Here is a 24,097-nt window from a genome sequence, read left to right as displayed (position 1 = left end):
CAGGAGCCTCAACTGCAGTCTAGGCTTTTTATCACTACACCCCCGTGACGGGCAGTCCGCGCAGGCCGGGAGGCAGGCATGAAGATCCGCGATCTGGTCAACGACTGGGAACTCAGCGCCAAGGGCCGGCTGAGCAAGACCACCTACAGCATTCCGCTCGACCTGGAGTCGGCGGCCCGCCTGGCGGCGCTCAGCGAGATGTACCCGAGGCGCCACGCCGAGGAACTGCTCGGCGATCTGGTCGGCGCCGCGCTGCAGGAGCTGGAGGAAAGCTTTCCCTACGTGAAGGGCACCCGGGTGGTGGCCACCGACGAACAGGGCGATCCGCTGTACGAGGACATCGGCCTGACGCCGCGCTTCCTGGCCCTGGCGCGCAAGCATCTGGAGGTACTGAGAAAGCAGGACGACGACAACGACTTCTGACCGTCCCACGGTTGCCAGCAACAGTCCCGAAACGGGATTGTCGCCGGAACGGACTTCTCCGCTCCGGCCAAAGGTCGTGCCCGCCATTTCGCCTGCTTTTCTGGGAAAATGCCCCGGCGCCGCTTGCGGGCCGGCGAGCGGATGCCGCGCCCGCCGGTCGATCCGGCGCAACTCGCGGCCCGCCCACGAGTCTGACCCTGTCCTAGCCCCGACCCGCCCAAGGCGGAAGGTTGCCGAATGCCCCGAGTTTCCCACCTGCTGTTGCTGCTCGCCGCGCTCTGGCTCGGCGGCGCCCAGGCGGCCGTCAACGAGATCGCCGGCGAGGCCTACGGCTTCCCCCTGACCAATCCCTTCGAGGCGACCATCGCCACCACCCCGCCGGAGCTGCGCCCCGCCCTGCCCGAGCTCGCCGACATCGACCAGGCCGACTACAGCCTGCGCCTGCGGCCACGCCGCGAGCTGCCGGACAACTTCTGGGCGGTGAAGAAGCTGCGCTACCGCCTGGCCCGCCAGGCCGGCCCGGCACCGCTGGTGTTCATCATTTCCGGCACCGGCGCGCACTACGCCAACGGCAAGACCGAGGAACTCAAGCGCCTGTACTACGGCGCGGGCTACCACGTGGTGCAGCTGTCCTCGCCGACCAGCTACGACTTCATGGCCGCCGCCTCGCGCCACGCCACGCCGGGCATCTCCGACCGCGACGCCATCGACCTGTACCGGGTGATGGAGAGGATCCGCGAGCAGCAGCGGGACCTGCCGGTGACCGACTGGTACCTGACCGGCTACAGCCTCGGCGGCCTGCACGCCGCCTTCGTCAGCCGGCTCGACGAAGAGCGCCAGGCGTTCAACTTCCGCCGCGTGCTGCTGATCAACCCGCCGGTCAACCTGTACACCTCGGTGAGCAACCTCGACCGCCTGGTGCAGACCGAGGTGCGCGGCATCGACAGCACCCGCACCTTCTACGACCTGGTGCTCGGCAAGCTGGCGCGCTACTTCGAGGAGCGCGGCGCGGTGGAGATCGACGCGGCCATGCTCTACGACTTCCAGCAGTCGAGGCAGCGCCTCTCCGACGAGGAAATGGCCATGCTGATCGGCGCCGCCTTCCGCTTCGCCGCCGCCGACATCGCCTTCACCTCGGACCTGATCAACCGCCGCGGCGTGGTCCTGCCGCCGACCTACCCGATGGACGAGGGCACCAGCCTGACGCCCTTCTTCAAGCGCGCCCTGCTCTGCGACTTCGAGTGCTACATCCGCGAGCAGCTGCTGCCCTACTGGCGCGCCCAAGGCGACGGCAACAGCCTGCTGCAGCTGATCGACCAGGTCAGCCTCTATTCGCTGCAGGGCTACCTGGCCGGCAGCGACAAGATCGCCGTGTTCCACAACCGCGACGACCTGATCCTCGGCCCCGGCGACCTCGGTTTCCTGCGCCGCACCCTCGGCGCGCGCCTGACCCTGTTCCCGCGCGGCGGGCACTGCGGCAACATGAACTACCGGGTCAACACCCAGGCCATGCTGGAGTTCTTCCGTGACTGAATCCCTGCGCCGCCTGCTGCCGACCCTGCTGCTCGCCGCCAGCGCCGGCGCCCTGGCCGGGCAGCCCGCCGACGCCGATGGCTTCACCCAGCCGCTGGAGCGCCTGAAGTTCAACCCGCGCCTGGACCAGCGCGAGTTCGAGCGCGCCACCCTGGTGGCGCTGGTCAACAACGACCCCTGGGAGGAGTGGAACCGCCGCGTCTACCACTTCAATCAGCGCTTCGACGAGTGGGTCTACCTGCCGGCGGTCAACGGCTACCGCCTGGTCACCCCGCGCCTGGTGCGCAGCGGCGTCAGCCACTTCTTCGCCAACCTCGGCGAGATCCCCAGCCTGGCCAACCACCTGCTGCAGCTGCAGGGCCGCGACGCCATGACCACCACCGCGCGCCTGCTGTTCAACACCACCCTCGGCGTCGGCGGCCTGTGGGACCCGGCCACGCGCATGGGCCTGGAGCGGCGCAGCGAGGACTTCGGCCAGACCCTCGGCTACTGGGGCGCCGAGGAAGGCCCCTACCTGGTGCTGCCGCTGCTCGGCCCGTCCAACCTGCGCGACACCGGCGGCCTGCTGTTCGACACTGCCGTGGTCGGCGGCGCGGCCAATCCCGCCGCAGCGGCCGGCCTGACCGAACAGGCCACCCCCTACTACGGGCTGATGGCCATCGACCGCCGCCACATCAACGAATTCCGCTACGGCCAGCTCAACTCGCCGTTCGAGTACGAAAAGGTGCGCTACGTCTACACCGAGGCGCGGCGCCTGCAGATCCGCGAGTGAAGCGCAGACCCATCGAGCAGATCGATGGATTGGGTGCAAAAACAGCACCCATCCATCCGGCGGATTGAACCAGAATGGCGGCATGTCCCGACGCAAGGAGTCCGCCATGAGCTATCCCCACTACCGCGACGTCCTCGACCTGCACCAGGGCCGCGCTACCAGCGACGGCGACGGCGTGCGCCTGACCCGCCTCATCGGCGGCCCCGGCCTGGAGCGCTTCGATCCGTTCCTGATGCTGGACGCCTTCGACTCCGTGGATGCCCGCGACTACCTCGGCGGCTTCCCGGCGCACCCGCACCGCGGCTTCGAGACAGTGACCCTGATGCTCGAGGGACGCATGCGCCACGAGGACCACCTCGGCAACCGCGGCCTGCTGGTGCCCGGCGGCGTACAGTGGATGACCGCCGCAGGCGGCATCGTGCACAGCGAGATGCCCGAGCAGGAGCAGGGCCGCCTGTTCGGCTTCCAGCTGTGGCTGAACCTGCCGGCCGCCGACAAGCTGGGCCCGGCGAGCTACCGCGACTTCGCGCCGGAGGAGATCCCGCAGCTGACCAGCGCGCGCGGCGTCGGCGTGCGGGTGATCGCCGGGCGCTTCAGGGAGGGCGAGCAGGAGCAGGCCGGCGCCGTGCAGCGCCCGCACACCGAGCCGCAGCTGTACCAGCTGGACTTTCCCGCCGGCGCCTGCCTGATGCCCGAACTGCCGCGCGGCCACAACGTGCTGCTGCACGTGTTCGCCGGCGAGCTGACCGTGCGCGGCCAGCGCGACCGGAGCATCCAGGCCGGCCAGCTGGCACGCCTCACCGACGGCGACAGCCTGCACCTGACCAGCGCCAACGGTGCGCGCGCCCTGCTGATCGCCGGCAAGCCGCTCGGCGAGCCGATCGTGCAGTACGGCCCCTTCGTGATGAACAGCCGCGAGCAGATCGAGCAGGCGCTGGCCGACTATCGCAGCGGCCGCTTCGGCTGATCGCGCCTCAGCCCGCCACCAGCTCGGCGCGCCGCACCGCCAGGCCGAGGAAGGCCTGCAGCTCGGCACGGCGGGCCATGGCGTCCCGGTAGCCCAGTTCGATCAGCTCGCTGCAGTAGCCGGACTCGAACAGCAGGTAGCTGAGCACCGCGGCGCCGCTGGCGCGGGTCGCCCCGGGGCCGTGGAGGAACAGCCGCAGCGCGCGCGGCAGCTGGCCGCGGTGGCGCGCGGCGATCTCGTCGAGCGGCCGGCTCGGCGCCACCACCAGCACCTCCACCGGCTGCAGGCGCGGGCCGCGCTGCTCCGCCGGCAGCAGGCGGCTGAGCTGATTGAGGCGCTCGAGCAGCTCGATGTCAGCCTCCAGGTTGTCGATGAAGGTGCTGTTGAGCAGGTGGCCGCCCATCTGCGCGAGGCTCGGCGGACAGTCCGCCGGCGGCCGTGGCGTTCCGCCGGGCGAGCCGGGCAAAAGGTTGCCGCCCAGCGGACTGCCGCCCAGCGGATTGCCGCTGACGCCGATCACCAGCACCCGCCGCGCCCCCAGGTGCAGCGCCGGGCTGATCGGCGCGGTCTGGCGCACCGCGCCGTCGCCAAAGAATTCGGCGCCGATCCGCACCGGCGGAAACAGCAGCGGGATCGCCGCGCTGGCCAGCAGATGGGCATGGTCGAGCTGCGCCGCCACACCGATGCGCCGGTGGCGGTGCCAGGGGGCGATCGGCTCGGCGGCCTCATAGAAGGTCACCGCCTGCCCGCTGCCGTAGCCGAAAGCGGTCACCGCCAGCGCGCGCAGGTGGCCGCCGGTCAGCGCGCGGCGAATGCCGGCGAGGTCAATCTCCTCCTGCAGCAGGCGAGCCAGCGGCCGGTTGTCGAGCAGCGCCACCGGCACGTCGCGGCCGAGGCCGAGCAGGCTGTTGCCCACGAAGCAGGCCGCCTGGCGGACCACGCCGGGCAGATCGCTGCGGTAGATGCTCCCGGTGCTGAAGCCGCGCCAGATGCGGGTCAGCCGGGCGATGCCGGCGCGCAGGTGCGGCGCGGCGCTGGCCAGCGCCGCGGCATTGATGGCGCCGGCCGAGGTGCCGACGATCACCGGGAACGGATTGCCGGCGTCATCGTCGAGCAGGTCGCGGAGCGCGCCGAGCACGCCGACCTGGTAGGCGGCGCGCGCGCCGCCGCCGGAGAGGATCAGCGCGGTGTCGCCCGCCGCCTGGCCGGCGCTGCCGTCGGCCACGCTCAGTCCTCCCGGCCGTAGAGCTTGGGCGCTCCCTCCGGGCGCGTCTTGAAGCGCCGATGGGCCCACAGGTACTGCTCGGGGCAGGCGCGCACCGCCTGCTCGATCCACTGGTTGATGCGCAGGCAGTCGGCTTCCTCGCTGTCGCCGGGGAAGTCGGCCAGCGGCGGGTGCACCACCAGGCGGTAGCCGGAGCCGTCGGCCAGGCGCTGCTGGGTGAAGGGCACCACCCGCGCCTTGCCCAGGCGGGCGAATTTCGTGGTGGCGGTGACGGTGGCGGCAGGGATGCCGAACAGCGGCACGAAGATGCTCTGCTTGCGCCCGTAGTCCTGGTCCGGCGCGTACCAGATGGCGCGCCCGGCGCGCAGCACCTTGAGCATGGCGCGCACGTCCTCGCGCTCGATGGCGCTGGCGTCCGGGTTGTGGCGCTCGCGGCCGCGGCGCTGGACGTAGTCGAACACCGGGTTCTTGTGCTCGCGGTACATGCCGTCGATGGTGTGGCGCTGGCCGAGCAGCGCGGCGCCGATCTCCAGGGTGGTGAAGTGCAGCGACATCAGGATCACCCCCTGCCCCTCGCGCTGGGCGGCCTGCAGGTGTTCCAGGCCCTCGACGTGGGCCAGGCGCGCCAGACGCGCGCGCGGCCACCACCAGCTCATCGCCATCTCGAAGAAGGCGATGCCGCTGGAGGCGAAGTTGTCGCGCAGCAGGCGGGCGCGCTCGGCGGCGGACAGCCCGGGGAAGCACAGCTCGAGGTTGCGCGCGGCGATGCGCCGGCGCGACCCGGCGCCCAGCAGCATCAGCGCGCCGAGGCCGCGCCCGAGGCGCAGCAGGACCGCATAGGGCAGCTGCACCACCAGCCACAGCAGCCCCAGCCCGAACCACAGCGGCCAGAAGCGCGGATGAAGAAAGGCGGCACGAAAGCGGGGACGATCCATCAGCACATCCAGTCGGGCAAACGAGCCCGACATTCTACCCCGTCACGCCTTGGCGAATCAGCCATGCGTGCAACTTGCGACCCCATGGGCTTGTCGTTATAAGCTCCCGCCATCTCCCAGACAGCCATCGACATGACTCAAGCTGATCCGACCCCCCAAGAACCCGTGTTCCGGCTCAAGGGCAACCTGCTCGCCGTCACCGTGCTGGAGCTGGCCCGCAACGACCTGGCGCGCCTCGATCGGCAGCTGGCCGACAAGGTCGCCCAGGCGCCCAACTTCTTCACCGCCGCGCCGGTGGTGCTCGGCCTCGAGCAGCTGCCCGCCGAGGACGGCGAGCTCGACCTCGGCGCCCTGCTCGACATCTGCCAGCGCCACGGCCTGGTGGCCCTCGGCGTGCGCGCCAGCCGCCCCGGCGACCTCGCCGCCGCCGAGGCCCTCGGCCTGCCGCTGCTGCCACCCGCCGCCGGTCGCGAGCGGCCGCCGAGCGAGCCCGCCGCGGCCGAGCCCGCAGCGCCTGCCGCCGAACCGGCCGCGGAACCCGCGGCAGAGCCGGCCCCCAGCGAGCCCGAGGTGCGTCCGACCCTGGTAATCACCCGCCCAGTGCGCGGCGGCCAGCAGGTCTATGCCGAGGGCGGCGACCTGGTCGTGCTGTCGGCGGTCAGCCCGGGGGCGGAACTTATCGCCGACGGCAATATCCATGTGTACGGTCCGCTGCGCGGGCGGGTTCTGGCAGGCGCCAAGGGCAATACGGAGGCGCGCATCTTCTGCCAGCAACTGACCGCCGAACTGCTGTCCATCGCCGGCCGCTACAAGGTCGCCGAGGACCTGCGACGCAGTCCGCAATGGGGCAAACCGGTACACGTCAGCCTGTCGGGAGATGTGTTGAACATCACCCGCCTTTAACGGATACTGCCGCCAAATTCAGGGACCTGAACCTTTTCATCTGGGGTAATCACCTTGGCCAAAATCATAGTTGTCACTTCCGGCAAGGGTGGCGTCGGCAAGACCACGTCCAGCGCCGCCATCGGCACCGGCCTCGCCCTGCGCGGTCACAAGACCGTGATCGTCGACTTCGATGTCGGCCTGCGCAATCTCGACCTGATCATGGGCTGCGAACGCCGCGTGGTGTACGACTTCGTCAACGTGATCCACAAGGAGGCGACCCTCGGCCAGGCCCTGATCAAGGACAAGCGCCTGGACAACCTCTACGTGCTGGCCGCCAGCCAGACCCGCGACAAGGAAGCGCTGACCAAGGAGGGCGTGGAGCGGGTCATGGAAGAGCTGAAGAAGGACTTCGAGTACATCCTCTGCGACTCCCCCGCCGGCATCGAGACGGGCGCGCACATGGCGATGTACTTCGCCGACACCGCCATCGTGGTGACCAACCCGGAGGTCTCGTCGGTGCGCGACTCCGACCGCATCCTCGGCCTGCTGGCGAGCAAGTCGCAGCGCGCCGAGAAGGGCGAGGAGCCGATCAAGGAACACCTGCTGCTGACCCGCTACAACCCCGAGCGCGTGGCCAAGGGCGAGATGCTCAGCGTCGACGACGTCGAGGAGATCCTCTCCATCGGCCTGATCGGCGTGATCCCCGAATCCCAGGCGGTGCTCAAGGCCTCCAACCAGGGCGTGCCGGTGATCCTCGACGAGCAGAGCGATGCCGGCCAGGCCTATGGCGACGCGGTCGACCGTCTGCTGGGCAAGGACGTCCCGCACCGCTTCCTCGAAGTGCAGAAGAAGGGATTCCTGCAACGTCTGTTCGGAGGTCGTGAATGAGCCTCTTCGACTTCCTCCTCTCGCGCAAGAAACCCAGTTCTGCTTCGATCGCCAAGGAACGCCTGCAGATCATCGTCGCCCACGAGCGCGGGAACCGCGGCCAGCCCGACTATCTGCCGGCCCTGCAGGAGGAGTTGATCGCGGTGATCCGCAAGTACGTGCACATCGACCAGGACCAGGTGCAGGTGGCGCTGGAAAACCAGGGCACCTGCTCGATCCTCGAGCTCAACATCACCCTGCCCGAGCGCTGATCCGCGCCGGGTGAACCATGCGGCGGCCTCGGGCCGCCGCAGTCATTTGTGGAACCGCCATGCCGCTGTCGAACATCGAAATCGTCCACCAGGACGCCGCCCTGCTGGTGATCAACAAGCCGACCCTGCTGCTCTCGGTGCCCGGCCGCGCCGAGGACAACCGCGACTGCCTGGTCAGCCGCCTGCAGGACAACGGCTATCCCGAGGCGCGCATCGTCCACCGCCTGGACTGGGAAACCTCCGGGCTGATCGTGCTGGCCCGCGATGCCGACAGCCACCGCGAGCTGTCCCGGCAGTTCCACGACCGCGAGACCGAGAAGGCCTACACCGCGCTGTGCTGGGGCCAGCCGGGAACCGACAGCGGGCGCATCGAGCTGCCGCTGCGCTACGACCCGCCGACCAAGCCGCGCCACGTGGTCGACCACGAGCAGGGCAAGCACGCGCTGACCTTCTGGCGCATCGTCGAGCGCTGCGGCGACTGGTGCCGGGTCGAGCTGACGCCGATCACCGGTCGTTCCCACCAGCTGCGCGTGCACATGCTGGCCATCGGCCACCCGCTGCTGGGCGACCGCCTGTACGCCCACGAGCAGGCGCTGGCCGCCCACGAGCGCCTGTGCCTGCACGCCAGCCTGCTGTGTCTGACCCACCCGCAGAGCGGCGAGCGCCTGCGCTTCGAGAGCCCGGCGCCGTTCTGAGCGTCCCGCGTGCGCGGCGCCGACGGCCTGCGCACGCCGGATTCCGGTAAACTGCGCGCATCACCGCCGCCGGAGCCGTCATGCGCGAAGCACTCAACCAGGGCCTGATCGATTTCCTCAAGGCCTCGCCGACCCCCTTCCATGCCACCGCCAGCCTGGCCGCCCGCCTCGAGGCCGCCGGCTACCAGCGCCTCGACGAGCGCGCCCCATGGCAGGCGCAGCCCGGCGGGCGCTACTACGTCACCCGCAACGACTCCTCGCTGATCGCCGTGCAGCTCGGCCGGCGCACCCCGCCGGACGGCGGCCTGCGCCTGGTCGGCGCGCACACCGACAGCCCCTGCCTGCGCGTCAAGCCGCAGCCGGAGCTGGCGCGCCAGGGCTACTGGCAGCTGGGCGTCGAGGTCTACGGCGGCGTGCTGCTGGCGCCCTGGTTCGACCGCGACCTGTCGCTGGCCGGTCGCGTCACCTTCCGCCATGAGGGCCGCCTGGAAAGCCGCCTGATCGACTTCAAGGCGCCGATCGCCACCATCCCCAACCTGGCCATCCACCTCAACCGCGAGGCCAACCAGGGCTGGGCGATCAACCAGCAGAACGAGCTGCCGCCGCTGCTCGCCCAACTGGCCGCCGGCGAGAGCCGCGACTTCCGCGCCCTGCTCGCCGCCCAGCTGCTGCGCGAGCACGGCCTGTACGTCGACGAGGTGCTCGACTTCGAGCTGAGCTTCTACGACACCCAGGCCGCGGCCGTGGTCGGCCTCGACCAGGACTTCATCGCCGGCGCGCGCCTCGACAACCTGCTGTCCTGCTACGCCGGCCTCGAGGCCCTGCTCGCCGCCGGCGACGCCGAGAACTGCGTGCTGGTGTGCACCGACCATGAGGAGATCGGCTCCTGCTCGGCCTGCGGCGCCGACGGCCCGTTCCTCGAGCAGGTGCTGCGCCGCCTGCTCGGCGACGAAGAGACCTTCGTGCGCGCCATCCAGCGCTCGCTGCTGGTGTCGGCCGACAACGCCCACGGCGTGCACCCCAACTACGCCGACAAGCATGACGGCAACCACGGCCCGCGCCTCAACGGCGGCCCGGTGATCAAGGTCAACAGCAACCAGCGCTACGCCAGCAACAGCGAGACCGCCGGCTTCTTCCGCCACCTGTGCCAGCAGCACGAGGTGCCGGTGCAGTGCTTCGTCACCCGCAGCGACCTGGGCTGCGGCTCGACCATCGGCCCGATCACCGCCAGCAAGCTCGGCGTGCGCACCGTCGACATCGGCCTGCCGACCTTCGCCATGCACTCGATCCGCGAGCTGGCCGGCAGCCACGACCTCGACCATCTGGTGAGGGTGCTGAGCGCCTTCTACCAGAGCGCCGAACTGGTCTGAGGCGCGCACGGTGGCCCTGGCGCTCTTCGACCTCGACGACACCCTGATCGGCGGCAACAGCCCCAGCCTGTGGACGGCGCATCTGGCCGACCTCGGCTGGGTCGACCGCGAGTCCTTCCTCGCCCGCGAGCAGGCGCTGGTGGCGCAGTACGCCGCCCTGCAGGCGACCCTCGAGGACTATCTGGCCTTCAGCGTGCAGCCGCTGGTCGGCCGCACCCCGGCGGAAATCGACTGTGTCGCCGACGCCTTCGTCGAGGCAGTCATCGAGCCGCTGATCCTCACCGACGCCATGCGCGCCGTCGCCGCGCACCGCGCCGCCGGCGACCGCGTGCTGATCGTCTCCGCCTCGCCGACCTTCCTGGTCGCGGCCATCGCCGCCCGCCTCGGCATCGCCGAGCTGCTGGCCACCGAGCTGGAACTGCAGCACGGCGGCTACAGCGGGCGGATCGTCGGCATCCCCTGCGCCCGCGAGGGCAAGATCGCCCGTCTCGAGCAGTGGCGCCGCGAGCAGGGCGAGACGCTGGCCGGCGCGCACTTCTATTCCGACTCGCGCAACGACCTGCCGCTGCTCGCCCACGTCGACCATCCGCATGCGGTGAATCCCGACGCCGCGCTGCGCGCGCACGCCGAGCGCCACGGCTGGGACATCCTCGACTGGCGCTGAGGCGGACACGACAGGGGGCGCCGCAGCGCCCCCTGTCGTTCCCGTCCGGGCAGTCAGACCAGGCTGGCGTCCACCACCAGCACCACCTTGCCCTGCACCTGATTGCTGGCCAGCGCGGCGAAGGCCGCCTCGGCGTCGGCGATCGGGTAGCTGCGCTCGAGCTGCGGCTTCAGGCGCCCCTCGGCGAACAGCGGCCACACCTGCTGCTCCAGTTCGGCGAGCAGCTGCGCCTTGGACTCGGCGTCGCGGCTGCGCAGGGTCGAGCCGATCAGCTGGATGCGCTTGCCGAGCAGCAGGGCCAGGTCGAGCTCGGCCTTGCGCCCGCCCATCAGGCCGATGATCACCCAGCGGCCGTCCTGGGCGAGCAGCTTCAGGTTGTGCGCGGCGTAGCTGGCGCCCACCGGATCGAGGACCACGTCGAAGGGGCCGAAGTCGCGCAGGCCGTCGAGGCCGTCGCCGCGCAGCACGCCGCCCTGGGCGCCCAGACCCTCGCAGTAGGCCAACCGTTCGGCGGAGCCGACGCTGACCCAGCACGGGCTGCCGAAGGCCTTGCACAGCTGGATGGCCGCCGAACCGACGCCGCTGGCGCCGGCGTGCAGCAGCACCTTCTCGCCCGGCTGCAGGCGCGCCAGCTGGAACAGGTTGAGCCAGGCAGTGGCGTAGACCTCCGGCAGCGCCGCCGCCTCGACAAGGCTCAGGCCCTCGGGTACCGGCAGCGCATGGCGGGCGTCCACCACCACCTCCTCGGCCATGCCGCCGCCGGCCAGCAGGGCGCACACCCGGTCGCCGACCCGCCAGCGGCTGCCGGCACCGGCCTCGATCACCACCCCGGCGCACTCCAGGCCGAGCACCTCGCTCGCCCCGGGCGGCGGCGGATACAGGCCGTTGCGCTGCAGCAGGTCGGCCCGGTTGAGGCCGGCGGCCGCCACGCGGATGCGGACCTGCCCCACATCACAGTCCGGGCGCGGCTGCGCCGACCATTCCAGCTGTCCGTCGATACCTTGCAATGCGTTCACGCTACCTCCATATTGTCAAAGGCCCGGCGCTTCGTTCGCGCCGGCATCTGCCCCCGGATTGTGACCCGGAACCTGACCGCACGTCAGCTCCCTGGCCTCCGGGCGCCAGCCCATGATGGCACCATGGAACCAGGTGCCCCTTACGCTGCCTAACGGGCGTAACCCTCTGCGACGCATAGAACCCATGAAACGCACTCTGTCCTGCACCGCCCTCGCCCTTGTTCTGGCCGCCAGCGCCCTGCCGCTGGCAGCCATGGCCACGCCCAGCAATCCGTGGGACGGCCTGCAGCCCGACCGAGAGCAGACCATCGCCAGCCTGAACGTGGTCGAGCTGCTCAAGCGCCACCACTACAACAAGCCGCCGCTGGACGACGCGCGCTCGTCGCAGATCTTCGACGACTACCTGAAGAGCCTCGACCCGGCGCGCAGCTACTTCACCGCCAAGGACATCGCCGACTTCGAGGCCTGGCGCTACCGCCTGGACGACTACCTGAAGAGCGGCGAGCTGCAGCCGGGCTTCGTGATCTACAAGCGCCACCTCGAGCGCATGCAGGAGCGCCTGCAGTTCGCCCTCGGCCTGCTCGACAAGGGCACCGACCAATTCGACTTCAGCCAGGACGAGAGCCTCGACACCGACCGCGAGAAGGCGCCCTGGGCCGCCGACAACAAGGCGCTCGACGACCTGTGGCGCAAGCGCGTGAAGGACGAGGTGCTGCGCCTGAAGATCGCCGGCAAGGAGCCCAAGGCCATCCAGGAGCTGCTCACCAAGCGCTACCGCAACCAGCTCAAGCGCTTGGCGCAGACCCGCAGCGAGGACATCTTCCAGGCCTATATCAACGCCTTCGCGCAGACCTACGACCCGCACACCAACTACCTGTCGCCGGAAAACGCCGAGAACTTCGACATCAACATGAGCCTGTCGCTGGAAGGCATCGGTGCGGTGCTGCAGAGCGACAACGAGCACGTCAAGATCGTCCGCCTGGTCCCCGCCGGCCCGGCGGAGAAGAGCAAGCAGCTGCATCCGGCCGACCGCATCATCGGCGTCGCCCAGGGCGACAAGGAGATGGTCGACGTGATCGGCTGGCGCCTCGACGAGGTGGTCAAGCTGATCCGCGGGCCCAAGGGCTCGCAGGTGCGCCTGGAAGTGATTCCGGCCAGCAACGCACCGAACGACCAGAGCAGCAAGGTGCTGTCGATCACCCGCGAGGCGGTCAAGCTCGAGGAGCAGGCGGCGAAGAAGTCGGTGCTCAAGCTCGAGCACGAGGGCCGCGACTACAAGCTCGGGGTGATCGAGATCCCGGCCTTCTACCTGGACTTCAAGGCCTATCGCAGCGGCGACCCGGAATACAAGAGCACCACCCGCGACGTGCGCAAGCTGCTCGCCGAACTCAAGGCGGAGAAGGTCGACGGCGTGGTCATCGACCTGCGTAACAATGGCGGCGGCTCCCTGCAGGAGGCCACCGAGCTGACCGGCCTGTTCATCGACAAGGGCCCGACCGTGCTGGTGCGCAACAGCGACGGCCGCGTCGACGTGCTCGCCGACGAGGACAGCGGCACCTACTACAACGGTCCGCTGGCCGTGCTGGTCAACCGCCTGTCGGCCTCCGCCTCGGAGATCTTCGCCGGCGCCATGCAGGACTACCACCGCGCGCTGATCCTCGGCGGGCAGACCTTCGGCAAGGGCACCGTGCAGACCATCCAGCCGCTCAACCACGGCGAACTGAAGCTGACCCTGGCCAAGTTCTACCGGGTTTCCGGGCAGAGCACCCAGCATCAGGGCGTGCTGCCGGACATCCCCTACCCGGCGGTGGTCGACGTCAAGGAGATCGGCGAGAGCGCCCTGCCGGCGGCCATGCCGTGGGACCGCATCGCGCCGGCGGTCGAGCCGGACAACAACCCGTTCCGCCCCTTCCTCGCCGAGCTGCAGGCGCGCCACGCCGCGCGCATCGCCCAGGACCCGGACTTCGTGTTCACCCGCCAGCGCCTGGAGCTGAGCCAGCAGCTGATGGGCGAGACCGTGGTCAGCCTCAACGAGCAGAAGCGCCGCGCCCAGCAGAGCGCCATCGAGAGCCGTCAGCTGGCCCTGGAGAATGCCCGCCGCAGCGCCAAGGGCGAGCCCCTGCTCAAGGAGCTCAAGGACGAGGAGGAGGACGTGGCCGCCAGTGAGGAGGACAAGCTGCCGCCGGAGCAGGATGCCTTCCTCGCCGAGTCGGGACGCATCCTGCTCGACTACCTCAATCTCGACTCGGCCATCGCCCACCACTGAGGATTGCGCCGGACGAGGCGCCCTGTCATCAGGCAGTCACAATTTAGTCGTGAAATCTGAGCGCCCCGGTTACCGCCGGGGCGCTTTTTTCATTGCCTGCCGAGCCCTGCATGACCACCACCGAACAGTTGAGCGAACTGGAGCGAATCCTCGCCCACGACCTGCTCAACAGCCTGTTCCAGCCCATCTATTCGCTCGCCTGCGGGCGCATCCAGGGCCACGAGGCCCTCACCCGCGGCCCCTCCAACAGCCCGCTGCATGCGCCGCTGGCGCTGTTCGCCGTGGCCCGCAACGCCGGCCGCCTCAGCGAGCTGGAGATCGCCAGTCGCGCCCGCGCCTGCAGCCGCTTCAGCCAGTGCACCGGTCGCGGCATGCTCTACCTCAACGTCTCGCCGGAAACCCTGGTCGAGCCCGGCCACCAGTCCGGGCGTACCCTGCAGATCCTGCGCCAGTGCGGCATCGCCCCGGAGCGGGTAGTGATCGAGCTGACCGAACAGACCCCGATCGAGGATTTCGACCTGCTCGACCGCGCCCTGCACCACTACCGCGCCATGGGCTTCTCCATCGCCCTCGACGACCTCGGCGCCGGCTACTCCAGCCTGCGCCTGTGGTCGGAACTGCGTCCGGACATCGTCAAGATCGACCGCCACTTCATCGACGGCATCCATCTCGACCCGCTCAAGCGCGAGTTCGTCGGCTCCATCCTGCAGATGGCCCGGGCCGCCCGCGCGCGGGTGATCGCCGAAGGCGTGGAACAGCAAGAGGAACTGCAGCAGCTGGCGCGGATGGGCGTGGACCTGGTCCAGGGCTACCTGATCGGCCGCCCTCAGGAGCGGCCACTGCGAGCGCCGGCGCAGGAGCTGTGCGCCAGCGCCTGAGAGCGCATCAGAGGCCGAGCTGGCGGGCGCGCTCGGCCATCCGCTCGGCAGCCGACGGATCGGCCGACACCCCGGGCGCGCCTTCGCGCAGCAGTTCGGCGAGCTTGAGCGCAGCCAGCGGATGACCGCCCTCGGCGGCCTGTCGCCACCAGCGCAGCGCCTCGGCGGCATCCGGCGCCTGCCGCGGACTGCCCTTGAGCGCCTGCACGCCGAGCTGGAAGGCCGCCTTGAGCCGGCCCTGGCCCGCCGCCTGGCGCAGCAGGCGCAGTCCTTCTTCGCGCGCTCCCAGGCCCTCGCCACGGAACAGCAGCAGGTGGCCGTAGAACTCCTGGGCGCCGGCATCGCCCATGCCGGCCATGCGCGCGAACTGCCCTTCCATCCAGCGCCAGGCGCGCGGCTGGCGCACCAGCCACTGCCAACGGAACAGCCACCGGGCCAGCCGATAGCCGCAGAAGGTGCGCAACCACCACAGCGGATGCCTCATGGCGTGCCCCCCGGGAAATCGTGCGCGAACACCCGCGCCACCTCCGCGGCGTGCCAGGCGGCGGCGGCGACGCCATCCGGCGGGCCGCTGAAGCGGCCGAGCCGGTTGGCGTGCTCGAAGAAGCCCGGCCTGGGCAGGCGGCTGGCGCCCTGGCTGATCACCAGAGCGCTGCGCAGCGGCTGTCCGGCCTGGGCATCGAGCATGGCCAGGTGCTCGAGAGCGGCGGTCAGGGTGGTCATCGCCGGGGTCGGCAATTGCAGACGCTCGATCAGCGAGCGGTAGGTCAACAGGTGGCGCTGGCGGCGCGCCTCGTCGAGTTCGTCGAGCAGCGCCTGCCAGTGCTGGCGACTGATGCGCAGGATCAACCCGCGCTCCCGTCGTCCGGCGTGGCGAATAGCCGCGCCAGCGCCCGGACGATCGCCTGGTCAGGCTGGCGCTCGCCGCTCTCGATCAGCGCCAGATAGTGCGGACTGATGCCGACGGCCCGCGCCAGTTGCTCCGGCGCCAGCCGGCGCGCCTCGCGCAGGCTGCGCAGGCTCTCCAGGGAAAAGACCGGCTCCTGCGGCAGCGGCGGCGTGCAGGCGGCGCTGGCGGGCAGACGCCCGGCCGCGCGCAACAGCTCCTGATAGTCGGCCCACGCCAGCACGGCGTACTCGGGCTGCCCTTCCCGCTCGATCACCTGAACGTTCATGCGCTTGTCGCTCCATCACACTTGTATTTCATTTTATCAGGCCCCGGACGGCACGCTGCACGCCCGGATCCCCCGCCAGGCCCCGTGGTTGCTGGGCTTGGCGGCGTTACCCACAAAAGCTGTGGATAAACTTGTGAACAATATCTGGAAGAGTCCCCCCGATGCCCGTGCAGCGAGGCTTCCAGACAGATCGGACGTTTTTTGCTCAACAAAAAAAGTCTTTACAAATCATACTCTTAAAATTTGCAACCGGGGATGCGAGAGAGGGCTTGACAGGGCCGCGAGAAATATTACCGATGTGCATAACAAGCCTGCGCCACAGCGAGCGCCAAGCTTTTCCGGCGCCAGCCCGTCAAGAGTGTTACCAGCGGAAACACAAACGCCCCGACCAGCGGGGCGTTTGCGAAAGCCTTGGAACTACCGTCACTCGGCCTTGTTCTGGATCCCCAGCAGCTCCAGCTCGAACACCAGCACCGAGTTGGCCGGAATGGTCGGGCTCGGGCTCTGCGCGCCGTAGGCCAGCTCGCTGGGGATGTACAGCTTGTACTTCTCGCCGACGTGCATCAGCTGCAGACCCTCGACCCAGCCCGGAATCACGCCGCCGACCGGCAGGTCGATGGGCGCGCCGCGCTGTACCGAGCTGTCGAACACGGTGCCGTCGATCAGCTTGCCCTCGTAGTGGACGCTGACCACATCGTCGGCCTTGGGCTGGGCGCCGTCGGCCTTCTTCAGCACCTCGTACTGCAGGCCGGAGGCGGTGGTGACCACGCCCTCGCGCTTGCCGTTGTCCTCGAGGAACTTCTTGCCGGCCTTGGCGTTCTCGTCAGCCAGGGCGGTCATGCGCTCCTCGGAGCGCTTCTGCAGGAAGCTGAAGGCCTCCATGAGCTGCTCGTCGGTGAGACGCTGCTCCTTCTTCGCCAGGGCGTCCTCGATGCCCAGAGCCACCGCCTTGGAGTCGAGGTCGTCCATGCCTTCCTGGACAAGGCTGCGCCCCATGTTCAGACCGATGCCATAGGAGGCCTTCTGCGCCGGCGACTTGAGCTCCAGCTCCTTCTCCGCGGCCTGCTTGTCGCAACCGGCGAGGACGAGACCGACCAGGGCCACAGCAGCGGCCAACCGATGATGTTTCATGCTTGTTCCTTAGTGATGGATACCACAGCGGCAGGCTGGGAATAGGCGCGAGCTTATCAGGCTGCCGCCCACGCTGCCACGGTTGGAAAAGTTGGAATGCAGAAACGACGAAAAGTTCAAGCTGCGGAATCCGCACTGAACTTTGGGGGGGAGGAAAATCTGGATTTGCCACTTCGGGGAGGGATAAAATGGCGCAGCGGACGGGACTCGAACCCGCGACCCCCGGCGTGACAGGCCGGTATTCTAACCGACTGAACTACCGCTGCGCGTAACCTCGAGAGTGGTGGGTGATGACGGGATCGAACCGCCGACCCTCTGCTTGTAAGGCAGATGCTCTCCCAGCTGAGCTAATCACCCATTCAGTTGCATTCGCATGTTTGCGTTTGCTCTCGAAGTGGTGCGCATTCTAGGGATGCCGCTCTCCCTTGGCAAGGCTTTTTTCAAAAAAAATTTCGAGCCAAACCAGACACTTGGCGCAATCGGCGGTGGCCGACGAAAGCCCGAGGGGGAATAATGCGCTCCTTTGCTTGAGGAGTGTCCCGCCGCCATGTGGTTCCGCAACCTGCTCGTCTATCGCCTCACCCAGGATCTGCAACTGGACGCCGAGAAACTCGAGGCGGCCCTGGCCAGCAAGCCGGCCCGCCCCTGCGCCAGCCAGGAACTGGCCACCTACGGCTTCGTCGCCCCGCTGGGCAAGGGCGCCGACGCGCCACTGGTGCATGCCAGCCAGGGCTTCTTCCTGATCGCCGCGCGCAAGGAGGAACGCATCCTGCCCGGCAGCGTGGTGCGCGATGCGCTGAAGGAGAAGATCGAGGAGATCGAGGCGCAGCAGATGCGCAAGGTCTACAAGAAGGAGCGCGACCAGCTCAAGGACGAGATCGTGCAGAGCTTCCTGCCGCGCGCCTTCATCCGCCGGCAGAGCACCTTCGCCGCCATCGCCCCGCAGCAGGGCCTGATCCTGGTCGACGCGTCCAGCCCGAAGAAGGCCGAGGACCTGCTGTCCACCCTGCGCGAGGCGCTCGGTTCGCTGCCGGTACGCCCGCTGAGCGTCAAGGTCGCGCCCACCGCCACCTTCACCGAGTGGATGAAGAGCCAGCACGCCAGCAACGGCCTCGTCCTGCTCGACGAGTGCGAGCTGCGCGACACCCACGAGGATGGCGGCATCGTGCGCTGCAAGCGCCAGGATCTGGGCAGCGACGAGGTGCAGAACCACCTGGCGGCCGGCAAGCTGGTGACCAAGCTGAGCCTGGCCTGGTCGGACAAGCTGTCGCTGCTGATCGACGACAAGCTGGCGCTCAAGCGCCTGCGCTTCGAGGACCTGCTGCAGGAACAGGCCGAGCAGGACGGCGGCGACGACGCCCTGGCCCAGCAGGACGCCAGCTTCACCCTGATGATGCTGACCTTCGTCGAGTTCCTGCCGCAGCTGATCGAGGCCCTCGGCGGCGAGGAAATCCCCCAGGGCATCTGAGCCGCCAGCGCCGGACAGAAAAAAGGCGACCCGCAGGTCGCCTTTTTTCATTCAGCCACGCTTACTTGCGGCGAAAGCCGGGACGCTGCCCGTCGCCCGCCGGCTGCGGACGGCGCTTGGCCGGCTGGCCGGCGGCGGGCTTGCGCGACGGGCGCTCGCTCAGGTTCGGCGTGCCGCGCTCGTCGCGAGCCTTGGCCGGACGCTTGCCGCGCACCTCGGCCGGACGCTCGGCCAGCTCGCTGCCCTGGCCACGCCCGCGACCTTCGTCGCGCTCGCCGCGCGCACCGCGACCGCGCTCGGGCACCGGCTTGGCCGACTTGCGCTGCAGGCGGTCGAGCTTCTCGCGCAGCTTGCCCTTCATCCCCGGCAGGGCCATCGGCTTGAGGCCGACCTCAGCGGCGAGGATGTCCACCTCGCCCTGCTCCATCTCGCGCCAGCGGCCGACCGACAGGTCGGCGGTGAGGAACACCGGACCGAAGCGCACGCGCTTGAGGCGGCTGACCACCAGCCCCTGGGACTCCCACAGGCGGCGCACCTCGCGGTTGCGCCCTTCCATCACCACGCAGTGGAACCAGCGGTTGAAGCCGTCGCCCTGCGGGGCTTCCTTGATGTCGGTGAAGCGCGCCGGACCGTCCTCGAGCATCACGCCGTTCTTGAGGTTCTCGAGCATCTCGTCGGTGACCTCGCCACGCACGCGCACCGCGTACTCGCGGTCCATCTCGTAGGAGGGATGCATCAGGCGGTTGGCCAGCTCGCCGTCGGTGGTGAACAGCAAAAGGCCCGTGGTGTTGATGTCGAGGCGGCCGATGTTGATCCAACGGCCGTTCTTCGGCCGCGGCAGGCGGTCGAACACGGTGGGGCGGCCTTCCGGGTCGGAACGGGTGCACACCTCGCCTTCGGGCTTGTTGTAGATCAGCACGCGGCGCACCACCTCGTCCTCCTCGCGGCGCAGCAGGCGGCCGTCGAGGGCGATGGCGTCGCTGGCGCCGATGCGCTGGCCGAGGGTGGCCTGGGCGCCGTTGACCTTGATGCGGCCCTGGCTGATCCACTCCTCGACGTCGCGGCGGGAACCGACGCCCATGCGCGCCAGCACCTTCTGCAGTTTCTCGCCGACGGGGCGCTGTTCTTCGGCGGGATTCAGTTCTTCATTCATTCTGGGCACCTCCCGGTGTAACCGGATGCTGTGAGCGGTCCCTGCAAATCAGGGGGGCAGGCATGATACGCCGATGACCGGGCGCGCGCACCCGGCATGCGACCGGCGCCGCCCTCAGTCGCCGGCTGGCGCGGCCTCGCCCGGCTCGCCGGCCTCTTCCGCCGGCAGCAGATCGTCGAAGTCGCTCTTCAGCCCCTGCTCCATGGCGTCCAGCTCGGCCAGCAGGCTGCGGAAGCTGGTTTCGCCGCGCGCCTCCGGCGCATCGTCCTCGTCGGCATCGGCCAGGGCCAGGTCGGCGCGCGCCTGCAGGTCGGCCGGCACCTCGGGATCGAGGTCATCGACCGGCGGCTGCGGCTCCAGCTCGCGCAGCACCGCCAGGGGCGGCAGCTCGTCGAGGCTTCTCAGGTTGAAGTGGTCGAGGAAGGCGCGGGTGGTGGCGAACATCGCCGGCCGGCCGGGCACCTCGCGGTAGCCGACCACGCGGATCCAGTCGCGCTCCTGCAGGGTCCGGATGATGTTGCTGTTGACCGCCACGCCGCGCACCTCCTCGATCTCGCCGCGGGTGATCGGCTGGCGGTAGGCGATCAGCGCCAGGGTCTCCAGCAGCGCCCGCGAGTAGCGCTGCGGACGCTCATCCCACAGCCGGCTCACCCAGGGCGCGAAGCGCTCGCGCACCTGCAGGCGGTAGCCCGAGGCCACCTCGCTGAGCTCGAAGCCGCGCCCCAGGCAGGAGCCGCCGAGCACCGCCAGCGCCTCGCGCAGCAGCTTCGGCGAGGGCCGCTCGTGCGCGTCGAACAGCTCGGCCAGGCGCTCCAGCGCCAGCGGCTTGCCGGCCGCCAGCAGGATGGCTTCGAGCACCGTCGCCAGCTGGCGCGGATCGGCAAGGTTCATTCGGCAACCTCCTCCAGCAACAGACTTTCTTCCGCCACGGCGCCGCGCAGGCGCACGTGGATGGGCGCGAACGGCTCGTTCTGCACCAGCTCGACCAGCCTCTCCTTGATCAGCTCGAGGACGGCCATGAAGGTCACCACCACGCCGAGCTTGCCCTCCTCGGCGGCGAACAGCGTGGCGAAGGGCACGAAGGCGCCGCCCTGCAGGCGTTCGAGTACCTCGCTCATGCGCTCGCGGGTCGACAGCAGTTCGCGGGTGACCTGGTGGCTCTCGAACAGTTCGGCGCGACGCAGCACCTCGGCCATCGCCAGCAGCACCTCGTCCAGACTCACTTCCGGCAGCAGGGTGCGCGCCCGCGCCTGCGGCGCCGGCAGCAGCGGCACCTGCAGGTCGCGGCCGACCCGCGGCAGGTCGTCCAGCTCCTCGGCGGCCTGCTTGAAGCGCTCGTACTCCTGCAGGCGACGGATCAGTTCGGCGCGCGGGTCCTCTTCCTCTTCCGCGGCCTCGCTGGAGCGCGGCAGCAGCATGCGCGACTTGATCTCAGCGAGCATCGCCGCCATCACCAGGTACTCGGCGGCCAGCTCCAGGCGCACCGCCTTCATCAGCTCGACGTAGCCCATGTACTGGCGGGTGATCTCCGCCACCGGAATGTCGAGGATGTCGATGTTCTGCTTGCGGATCAGGTAGAGCAGCAGGTCGAGCGGCCCCTCGAAGGCGTCGAGGAACACCTCCAAGGCATCCGGGGGAATGTACAGGTCCTGCGGCAGCTCGGTGAAGGCCTCGCCGTAGACCAGCGCCAGCGGCAGCTGCTCGGGCGCCTCGCTCGGCAGTTGCGGATCAGTCACCGGAAACCCTCGCCGCCATCAGGCCGGCACCAGGAACGGCTCGGGATCGCCGCAGCCCTCGCGCAGCACCTCGGGCTCGCCGCCCAGCAGGCTGATCACCGTGGACGCCTCCAGGCTGCCGTAGCCGCCGTCGATGATCAGGTCGACCAGCTTCTCCAGGCGGTCGCGGATCTCGTAGGGATCGCTCATCGGGTGCTCGTCGCCGGGCAGGATCAGGCTCACGCTCATCAGCGGCTCGCCCAGCTCGGCCAGCAGGTCGTGGGCGATCGGGTTGCCCGGCACGCGCAGGCCGATGGTGCGCCGCTTGGGATGCAGCAGCATGCGCGGCACCTCGCGGGTGGCGTCGAGGATGAAGGTGTAGGGGCCCGGGGTGTGCGCCTTGAGCAGGCGGAAGGCGCTGGTGTCGACCTTGGCGTACTCGCCGAGCTGCGACAGGTCGCGGCACACCAGGGTGAAGTTGTGCTTGTCGTCCAGGCGACGCAGGTGGCGGATGCGATCCAGCGCCGCCTTGTCGCCAATCCGGCAGCCCAGGGCATAGGCCGAGTCGGTCGGGTAGACGATCACGCCGCCCTGGCGAACGATTTCCACGGCCTGCTTGATCAGCCGCGCTTGCGGGTTTTCCGCGTGTATCTGGAAGAATTGGCTCATGACTGTTCCTTGGACTTCGGGTGTTCCATCCTGGTCAGGCGCGGCCAGAGCAGCGGCAGGTCGTCGGGCAGCGCCCGGTAGCTGCCCACCTCGGACCACTGGCGCGGCCCGTGGAAATCGCTGCCGGCGCTGGCCAGCAGGCCGAACTCGCGGGCGGTGTTGGCCAGCATGCCGACCTGGCTGTCCACCTGCGGGCCGTTGGACACCTCCAGCGCGTGGCCGCCTCCCTCGACGAAGGCCATCACCAGCTTGCGCCTCTTGGTTCGAGTAAAGTCGTAGTGGCAGGGATGCGCCAGACTGATCCAGGCGCCGGCCTCGCGCAGGGTCGCCAGGGTGCTCTCCAGGGTCGGCCAGTGCTGCTTGACGTCGCCCAGCTTGCCGGCGCCCAGCCAGCGCTGGAAGGCCTGGGCGTGATCCCTGACGTAGCCGGCGCGGACCATGAATTCGGCGAAGTGCGGCCGCGACGGCGCGTTGCCGCTCTCCCCGCGTTCCTGCTGCACCGCCCGCGCGCCCTCCAGGCAGCCCGGCATGCCCTTGGCCGCCAGGCGCCGGGCGATCTCCTCGGCGCGCGCCCAGCGCCCCCCGTGCAGGGCATCGATGGCGCTCGCCAGCGGCGCCACCTCCGCCTCGAAGCCGTAGCCGAGCACATGGATGGTCGCCCCTGCCCAGGTGCAAGACAGCTCGATGCCGCTGACCAGCTCGATGCCCAGCCGCCCGGCCGCGGCGCGCGCCTCGGCCAGGCCGTCGAGGGTGTCGTGGTCGGTCAGCGCCAGCACCCCGACGCCCTGCGCGTGGGCCCGCTCGACCAGGGCGGCAGGCGCGAGCATGCCGTCGGAGGCGGTACTGTGGCAGTGCAGGTCGGCGTACATGGGCAATGGTTTTCCGTGTTTTGCGGTCTGTTATTATGCCCCCTTCGCATCGCCTCTGGCGCACGCCGCACGACAATTCGCCGCCAGGCGCGCCCCCTGCCCCCTGCTGCGCCCGCCAAACACTCAAGGACCGCCATGCTCTACGCCATCATCGCCAGCGACGTCGCCAACTCCCTCGAGGCCCGCCTGGCCGCCCGCCCGGCCCACCTCGAGCGCCTCAACGCCCTGAAGGACGCCGGCCGCCTGGTGCTCGCCGGCCCGCACCCGGCCATCGACAGCAACGACCCGGGCCCGGCCGGCTTCACCGGCAGCCTGATCGTCGCCGAGTTCGACTCGCTGGAAGCCGCCCGTGCCTGGGCCGAGGCCGACCCCTTCTGCGCCGCCGGCGTGTACGCCGAGGTAGTGGTCAAGCCGTTCCGCCAGACCCTGCCCTGAGTCGCCATGAGCCAGCTGCTGCTGATCGACGACGACCACGAGCTGACCGACCTGCTGGCCGCCTGGCTGGGCCAGGAGGGCTTCCAGGTGCGCGCCTGCCACGACGGCGGCAGCGCCCGCCAGGCGCTGGCCGAACAGGCGCCGGATGCCGTGGTGCTGGACGTCATGCTGCCCGACGGCAGCGGCCTGGAGCTGCTCAGGCAACTGCGCGGCGAGCACCCCGAGCTGCCGGTGCTGATGCTCTCGGCGCGCGGCGAGCCGCTCGACCGCATCCTCGGCCTGGAACTGGGCGCCGACGACTACCTGGCCAAGCCGTGCGACCCGCGCGAGCTGACCGCCCGGCTGCGCGCCGTGCTGCGCCGCGTGCAGCCGGGCGGCGGCAGCCCGAGCGCGAACACCCGCCTGGAACTGGGCGACCTCAGCTACAGCCCGAGCCGCGGCGTGGCCATGCTCGGCGAACAGGAAATCGCCCTCACCGTGTCGGAAAGCCACATCCTCGAGGCGCTGCTCAAGCAGCCTGGCGAGCCGCTGGACAAGCAGGTCCTGGCCCAGCTCGCCCTCGGCCGCCGGCTGACCCTCTACGACCGCAGCCTGGACATGCACGTCAGCAACCTGCGCAAGAAGCTCGGCCCGCACGCCGACGGCCGCCCGCGCATCCTCGCCAGCCGCGGTCGCGGCTACTACTACGCGCCCTGAGCGGACAGCCCCGCATCT

26 protein-coding genes, 2 tRNA genes and 1 pseudogene are annotated in these 24,097 nt (G+C 69.6%); 15 read left to right on the top strand and 14 right to left on the bottom strand.

Annotation, left to right across the window (positions count from 1 at the left end):
* Window positions 1-78: 78 nt before the first annotated feature.
* From SK095_RS21450 to SK095_RS21435, 4 genes are all read left to right on the top strand, one after another.
* Window positions 79-423, top strand: coding sequence for a pilin assembly protein (locus tag SK095_RS21450; protein WP_320547448.1), 345 nt, complete (start codon window positions 79-81; stop codon window positions 421-423).
* A 237-nt stretch (window positions 424-660) separates the two neighbouring features.
* Entirely contained in the window at window positions 661-1,956 is a 1,296-nt protein-coding gene (locus SK095_RS21445) for a serine/threonine protein kinase (RefSeq protein ID WP_320547447.1), read from the top strand.
* A 13-nt stretch (window positions 1,957-1,969) separates the two neighbouring features.
* Complete coding sequence (locus SK095_RS21440; RefSeq protein ID WP_414153899.1) at window positions 1,970-2,728, top strand: VacJ family lipoprotein; 759 nt, start codon at window positions 1,970-1,972, stop codon at window positions 2,726-2,728.
* A gap of 106 nt (window positions 2,729-2,834) precedes the next feature.
* Window positions 2,835-3,695 (top strand): pirin family protein, encoded by an 861-nt coding sequence (locus SK095_RS21435; protein WP_320547446.1) that lies wholly within the window; start codon window positions 2,835-2,837, stop codon window positions 3,693-3,695.
* 7 nt (window positions 3,696-3,702) lie between these two features.
* On the opposite strand, the gene SK095_RS21430 is transcribed toward SK095_RS21435, so the two are convergent.
* The gene (locus tag SK095_RS21430) at window positions 3,703-4,920 is read right to left on the bottom strand and encodes a patatin-like phospholipase family protein (protein WP_320547445.1); all 1,218 of its coding nucleotides are present in this window, start codon (window positions 4,918-4,920) and stop codon (window positions 3,703-3,705) included.
* A gap of 2 nt (window positions 4,921-4,922) precedes the next feature.
* Window positions 4,923-5,855 carry a lipid A biosynthesis lauroyl acyltransferase gene (locus SK095_RS21425; protein ID WP_320547444.1) on the bottom strand — a complete coding sequence of 311 codons (933 nt, stop codon included), beginning with the start codon at window positions 5,853-5,855 and terminating at the stop codon, window positions 4,923-4,925.
* A gap of 132 nt (window positions 5,856-5,987) precedes the next feature.
* Here SK095_RS21425 and minC point away from each other — a divergent pair, with 132 nt between their 5' ends.
* The 6 genes from minC (at window position 5,988) to SK095_RS21395 (ending at window position 10,608) form a co-directional block, all read left to right on the top strand.
* Window positions 5,988-6,758: a septum site-determining protein MinC gene (minC, locus tag SK095_RS21420; protein WP_320547443.1), complete on the top strand. Its 771-nt coding sequence runs from the start codon at window positions 5,988-5,990 to the stop codon at window positions 6,756-6,758.
* Window positions 6,759-6,812: 54 nt separating this feature from the next.
* Window positions 6,813-7,628 (top strand): septum site-determining protein MinD, encoded by an 816-nt coding sequence (gene minD / locus SK095_RS21415; RefSeq protein ID WP_136490832.1) that lies wholly within the window; start codon window positions 6,813-6,815, stop codon window positions 7,626-7,628.
* The gene (minE, locus tag SK095_RS21410; protein ID WP_136490831.1) at window positions 7,625-7,879 is read left to right on the top strand and encodes a cell division topological specificity factor MinE; all 255 of its coding nucleotides are present in this window, start codon (window positions 7,625-7,627) and stop codon (window positions 7,877-7,879) included. Before minD ends, minE begins: the two co-directional genes overlap by 4 nt.
* A 59-nt stretch (window positions 7,880-7,938) precedes the next feature.
* Complete coding sequence (locus tag SK095_RS21405) at window positions 7,939-8,574, top strand: RluA family pseudouridine synthase (RefSeq protein ID WP_136490830.1); 636 nt, start codon at window positions 7,939-7,941, stop codon at window positions 8,572-8,574.
* Between the two features lie 80 nt (window positions 8,575-8,654).
* Window positions 8,655-9,944, top strand: coding sequence for a M18 family aminopeptidase (locus SK095_RS21400; RefSeq protein WP_320547442.1), 1,290 nt, complete (start codon window positions 8,655-8,657; stop codon window positions 9,942-9,944).
* 10 nt (window positions 9,945-9,954) lie between these two features.
* Complete coding sequence (locus tag SK095_RS21395) at window positions 9,955-10,608, top strand: HAD family hydrolase (RefSeq protein ID WP_320547441.1); 654 nt, start codon at window positions 9,955-9,957, stop codon at window positions 10,606-10,608.
* A gap of 53 nt (window positions 10,609-10,661) precedes the next feature.
* Here SK095_RS21395 and SK095_RS21390 read toward each other — a convergent pair whose 3' ends face one another.
* On the bottom strand, window positions 10,662-11,624 hold the full coding sequence (locus SK095_RS21390) for an NAD(P)H-quinone oxidoreductase (protein WP_320547440.1): 963 nt from the start codon (window positions 11,622-11,624) through the stop codon (window positions 10,662-10,664).
* Between the two features lie 184 nt (window positions 11,625-11,808).
* Between SK095_RS21390 and SK095_RS21385 the strand changes: the two genes are divergently transcribed.
* Window positions 11,809-13,890, top strand: a complete 2,082-nt coding sequence (locus SK095_RS21385) for a carboxy terminal-processing peptidase (protein WP_136490826.1) — start codon at window positions 11,809-11,811, stop codon at window positions 13,888-13,890.
* 110 nt (window positions 13,891-14,000) lie between these two features.
* A pseudogene (locus SK095_RS21380) lies at window positions 14,001-14,735 on the top strand (EAL domain-containing protein); the annotation flags it as partial.
* A 40-nt stretch (window positions 14,736-14,775) separates the two neighbouring features.
* On the opposite strand, the gene SK095_RS21375 reads toward SK095_RS21380, so the two are convergent.
* The 6 genes from SK095_RS21375 to SK095_RS21350 form a co-directional block, all read right to left on the bottom strand.
* Entirely contained in the window at window positions 14,776-15,252 is a 477-nt protein-coding gene (locus SK095_RS21375) for a sel1 repeat family protein (RefSeq protein WP_136490824.1), read from the bottom strand.
* Window positions 15,249-15,617 carry a hypothetical protein gene (locus SK095_RS21370; protein WP_168772540.1) on the bottom strand — a complete coding sequence of 123 codons (369 nt, stop codon included), beginning with the start codon at window positions 15,615-15,617 and terminating at the stop codon, window positions 15,249-15,251. The genes SK095_RS21375 and SK095_RS21370 overlap by 4 nt, the downstream gene beginning before the upstream one ends.
* Window positions 15,614-15,943: a helix-turn-helix transcriptional regulator gene (locus tag SK095_RS21365; protein ID WP_320547439.1), complete on the bottom strand. Its 330-nt coding sequence runs from the start codon at window positions 15,941-15,943 to the stop codon at window positions 15,614-15,616. Before SK095_RS21365 ends, SK095_RS21370 begins: the two co-directional genes overlap by 4 nt.
* A gap of 423 nt (window positions 15,944-16,366) precedes the next feature.
* Window positions 16,367-17,074 carry an FKBP-type peptidyl-prolyl cis-trans isomerase gene (locus tag SK095_RS21360; protein WP_136490822.1) on the bottom strand — a complete coding sequence of 236 codons (708 nt, stop codon included), beginning with the start codon at window positions 17,072-17,074 and terminating at the stop codon, window positions 16,367-16,369.
* A gap of 189 nt (window positions 17,075-17,263) precedes the next feature.
* A tRNA-Asp gene (locus SK095_RS21355) sits at window positions 17,264-17,340 on the bottom strand.
* A 15-nt stretch (window positions 17,341-17,355) separates the two neighbouring features.
* A tRNA-Val gene (locus tag SK095_RS21350) sits at window positions 17,356-17,431 on the bottom strand.
* Window positions 17,432-17,621: 190 nt separating this feature from the next.
* Here SK095_RS21350 and rdgC point away from each other — a divergent pair.
* Window positions 17,622-18,542, top strand: a complete 921-nt coding sequence (gene rdgC / locus SK095_RS21345; protein ID WP_201485948.1) for a recombination-associated protein RdgC — start codon at window positions 17,622-17,624, stop codon at window positions 18,540-18,542.
* 61 nt (window positions 18,543-18,603) lie between these two features.
* On the opposite strand, the gene rluB is transcribed toward rdgC, so the two are convergent.
* The 5 genes from rluB to SK095_RS21320 form a co-directional block, all read right to left on the bottom strand.
* Window positions 18,604-19,695 carry a 23S rRNA pseudouridine(2605) synthase RluB gene (gene rluB, locus SK095_RS21340; protein ID WP_136490820.1) on the bottom strand — a complete coding sequence of 364 codons (1,092 nt, stop codon included), beginning with the start codon at window positions 19,693-19,695 and terminating at the stop codon, window positions 18,604-18,606.
* 114 nt (window positions 19,696-19,809) lie between these two features.
* A complete protein-coding gene (gene scpB, locus SK095_RS21335; RefSeq protein WP_136490819.1) occupies window positions 19,810-20,586 on the bottom strand; it encodes an SMC-Scp complex subunit ScpB in 777 nt (258 codons plus the stop codon).
* On the bottom strand, window positions 20,583-21,320 hold the full coding sequence (locus tag SK095_RS21330; protein WP_168772541.1) for a segregation and condensation protein A: 738 nt from the start codon (window positions 21,318-21,320) through the stop codon (window positions 20,583-20,585). The genes scpB and SK095_RS21330 overlap by 4 nt, the downstream gene beginning before the upstream one ends.
* A gap of 129 nt (window positions 21,321-21,449) precedes the next feature.
* Window positions 21,450-22,079, bottom strand: coding sequence for an L-threonylcarbamoyladenylate synthase (locus tag SK095_RS21325; RefSeq protein ID WP_136490817.1), 630 nt, complete (start codon window positions 22,077-22,079; stop codon window positions 21,450-21,452).
* Window positions 22,076-22,948: a PHP domain-containing protein gene (locus SK095_RS21320; protein ID WP_136490816.1), complete on the bottom strand. Its 873-nt coding sequence runs from the start codon at window positions 22,946-22,948 to the stop codon at window positions 22,076-22,078. Before SK095_RS21320 ends, SK095_RS21325 begins: the two co-directional genes overlap by 4 nt.
* 135 nt (window positions 22,949-23,083) lie before the next feature.
* Between SK095_RS21320 and SK095_RS21315 the strand changes: the two genes are divergently transcribed.
* Together SK095_RS21315 and SK095_RS21310 are read left to right on the top strand one after the other, a co-directional pair.
* Entirely contained in the window at window positions 23,084-23,383 is a 300-nt protein-coding gene (locus SK095_RS21315; protein WP_136490815.1) for a YciI family protein, read from the top strand.
* Between the two features lie 6 nt (window positions 23,384-23,389).
* Window positions 23,390-24,079, top strand: coding sequence for a response regulator transcription factor (locus tag SK095_RS21310; RefSeq protein WP_136490814.1), 690 nt, complete (start codon window positions 23,390-23,392; stop codon window positions 24,077-24,079).
* Window positions 24,080-24,097: the final 18 nt, after the last annotated feature.

This window comes from Pseudomonas sp. AN-1 (assembly GCF_034057115.1).
Taxonomy (GTDB): domain Bacteria; phylum Pseudomonadota; class Gammaproteobacteria; order Pseudomonadales; family Pseudomonadaceae; genus Geopseudomonas.
This window is presented reverse-complemented; position numbering and strand designations above follow the sequence as displayed.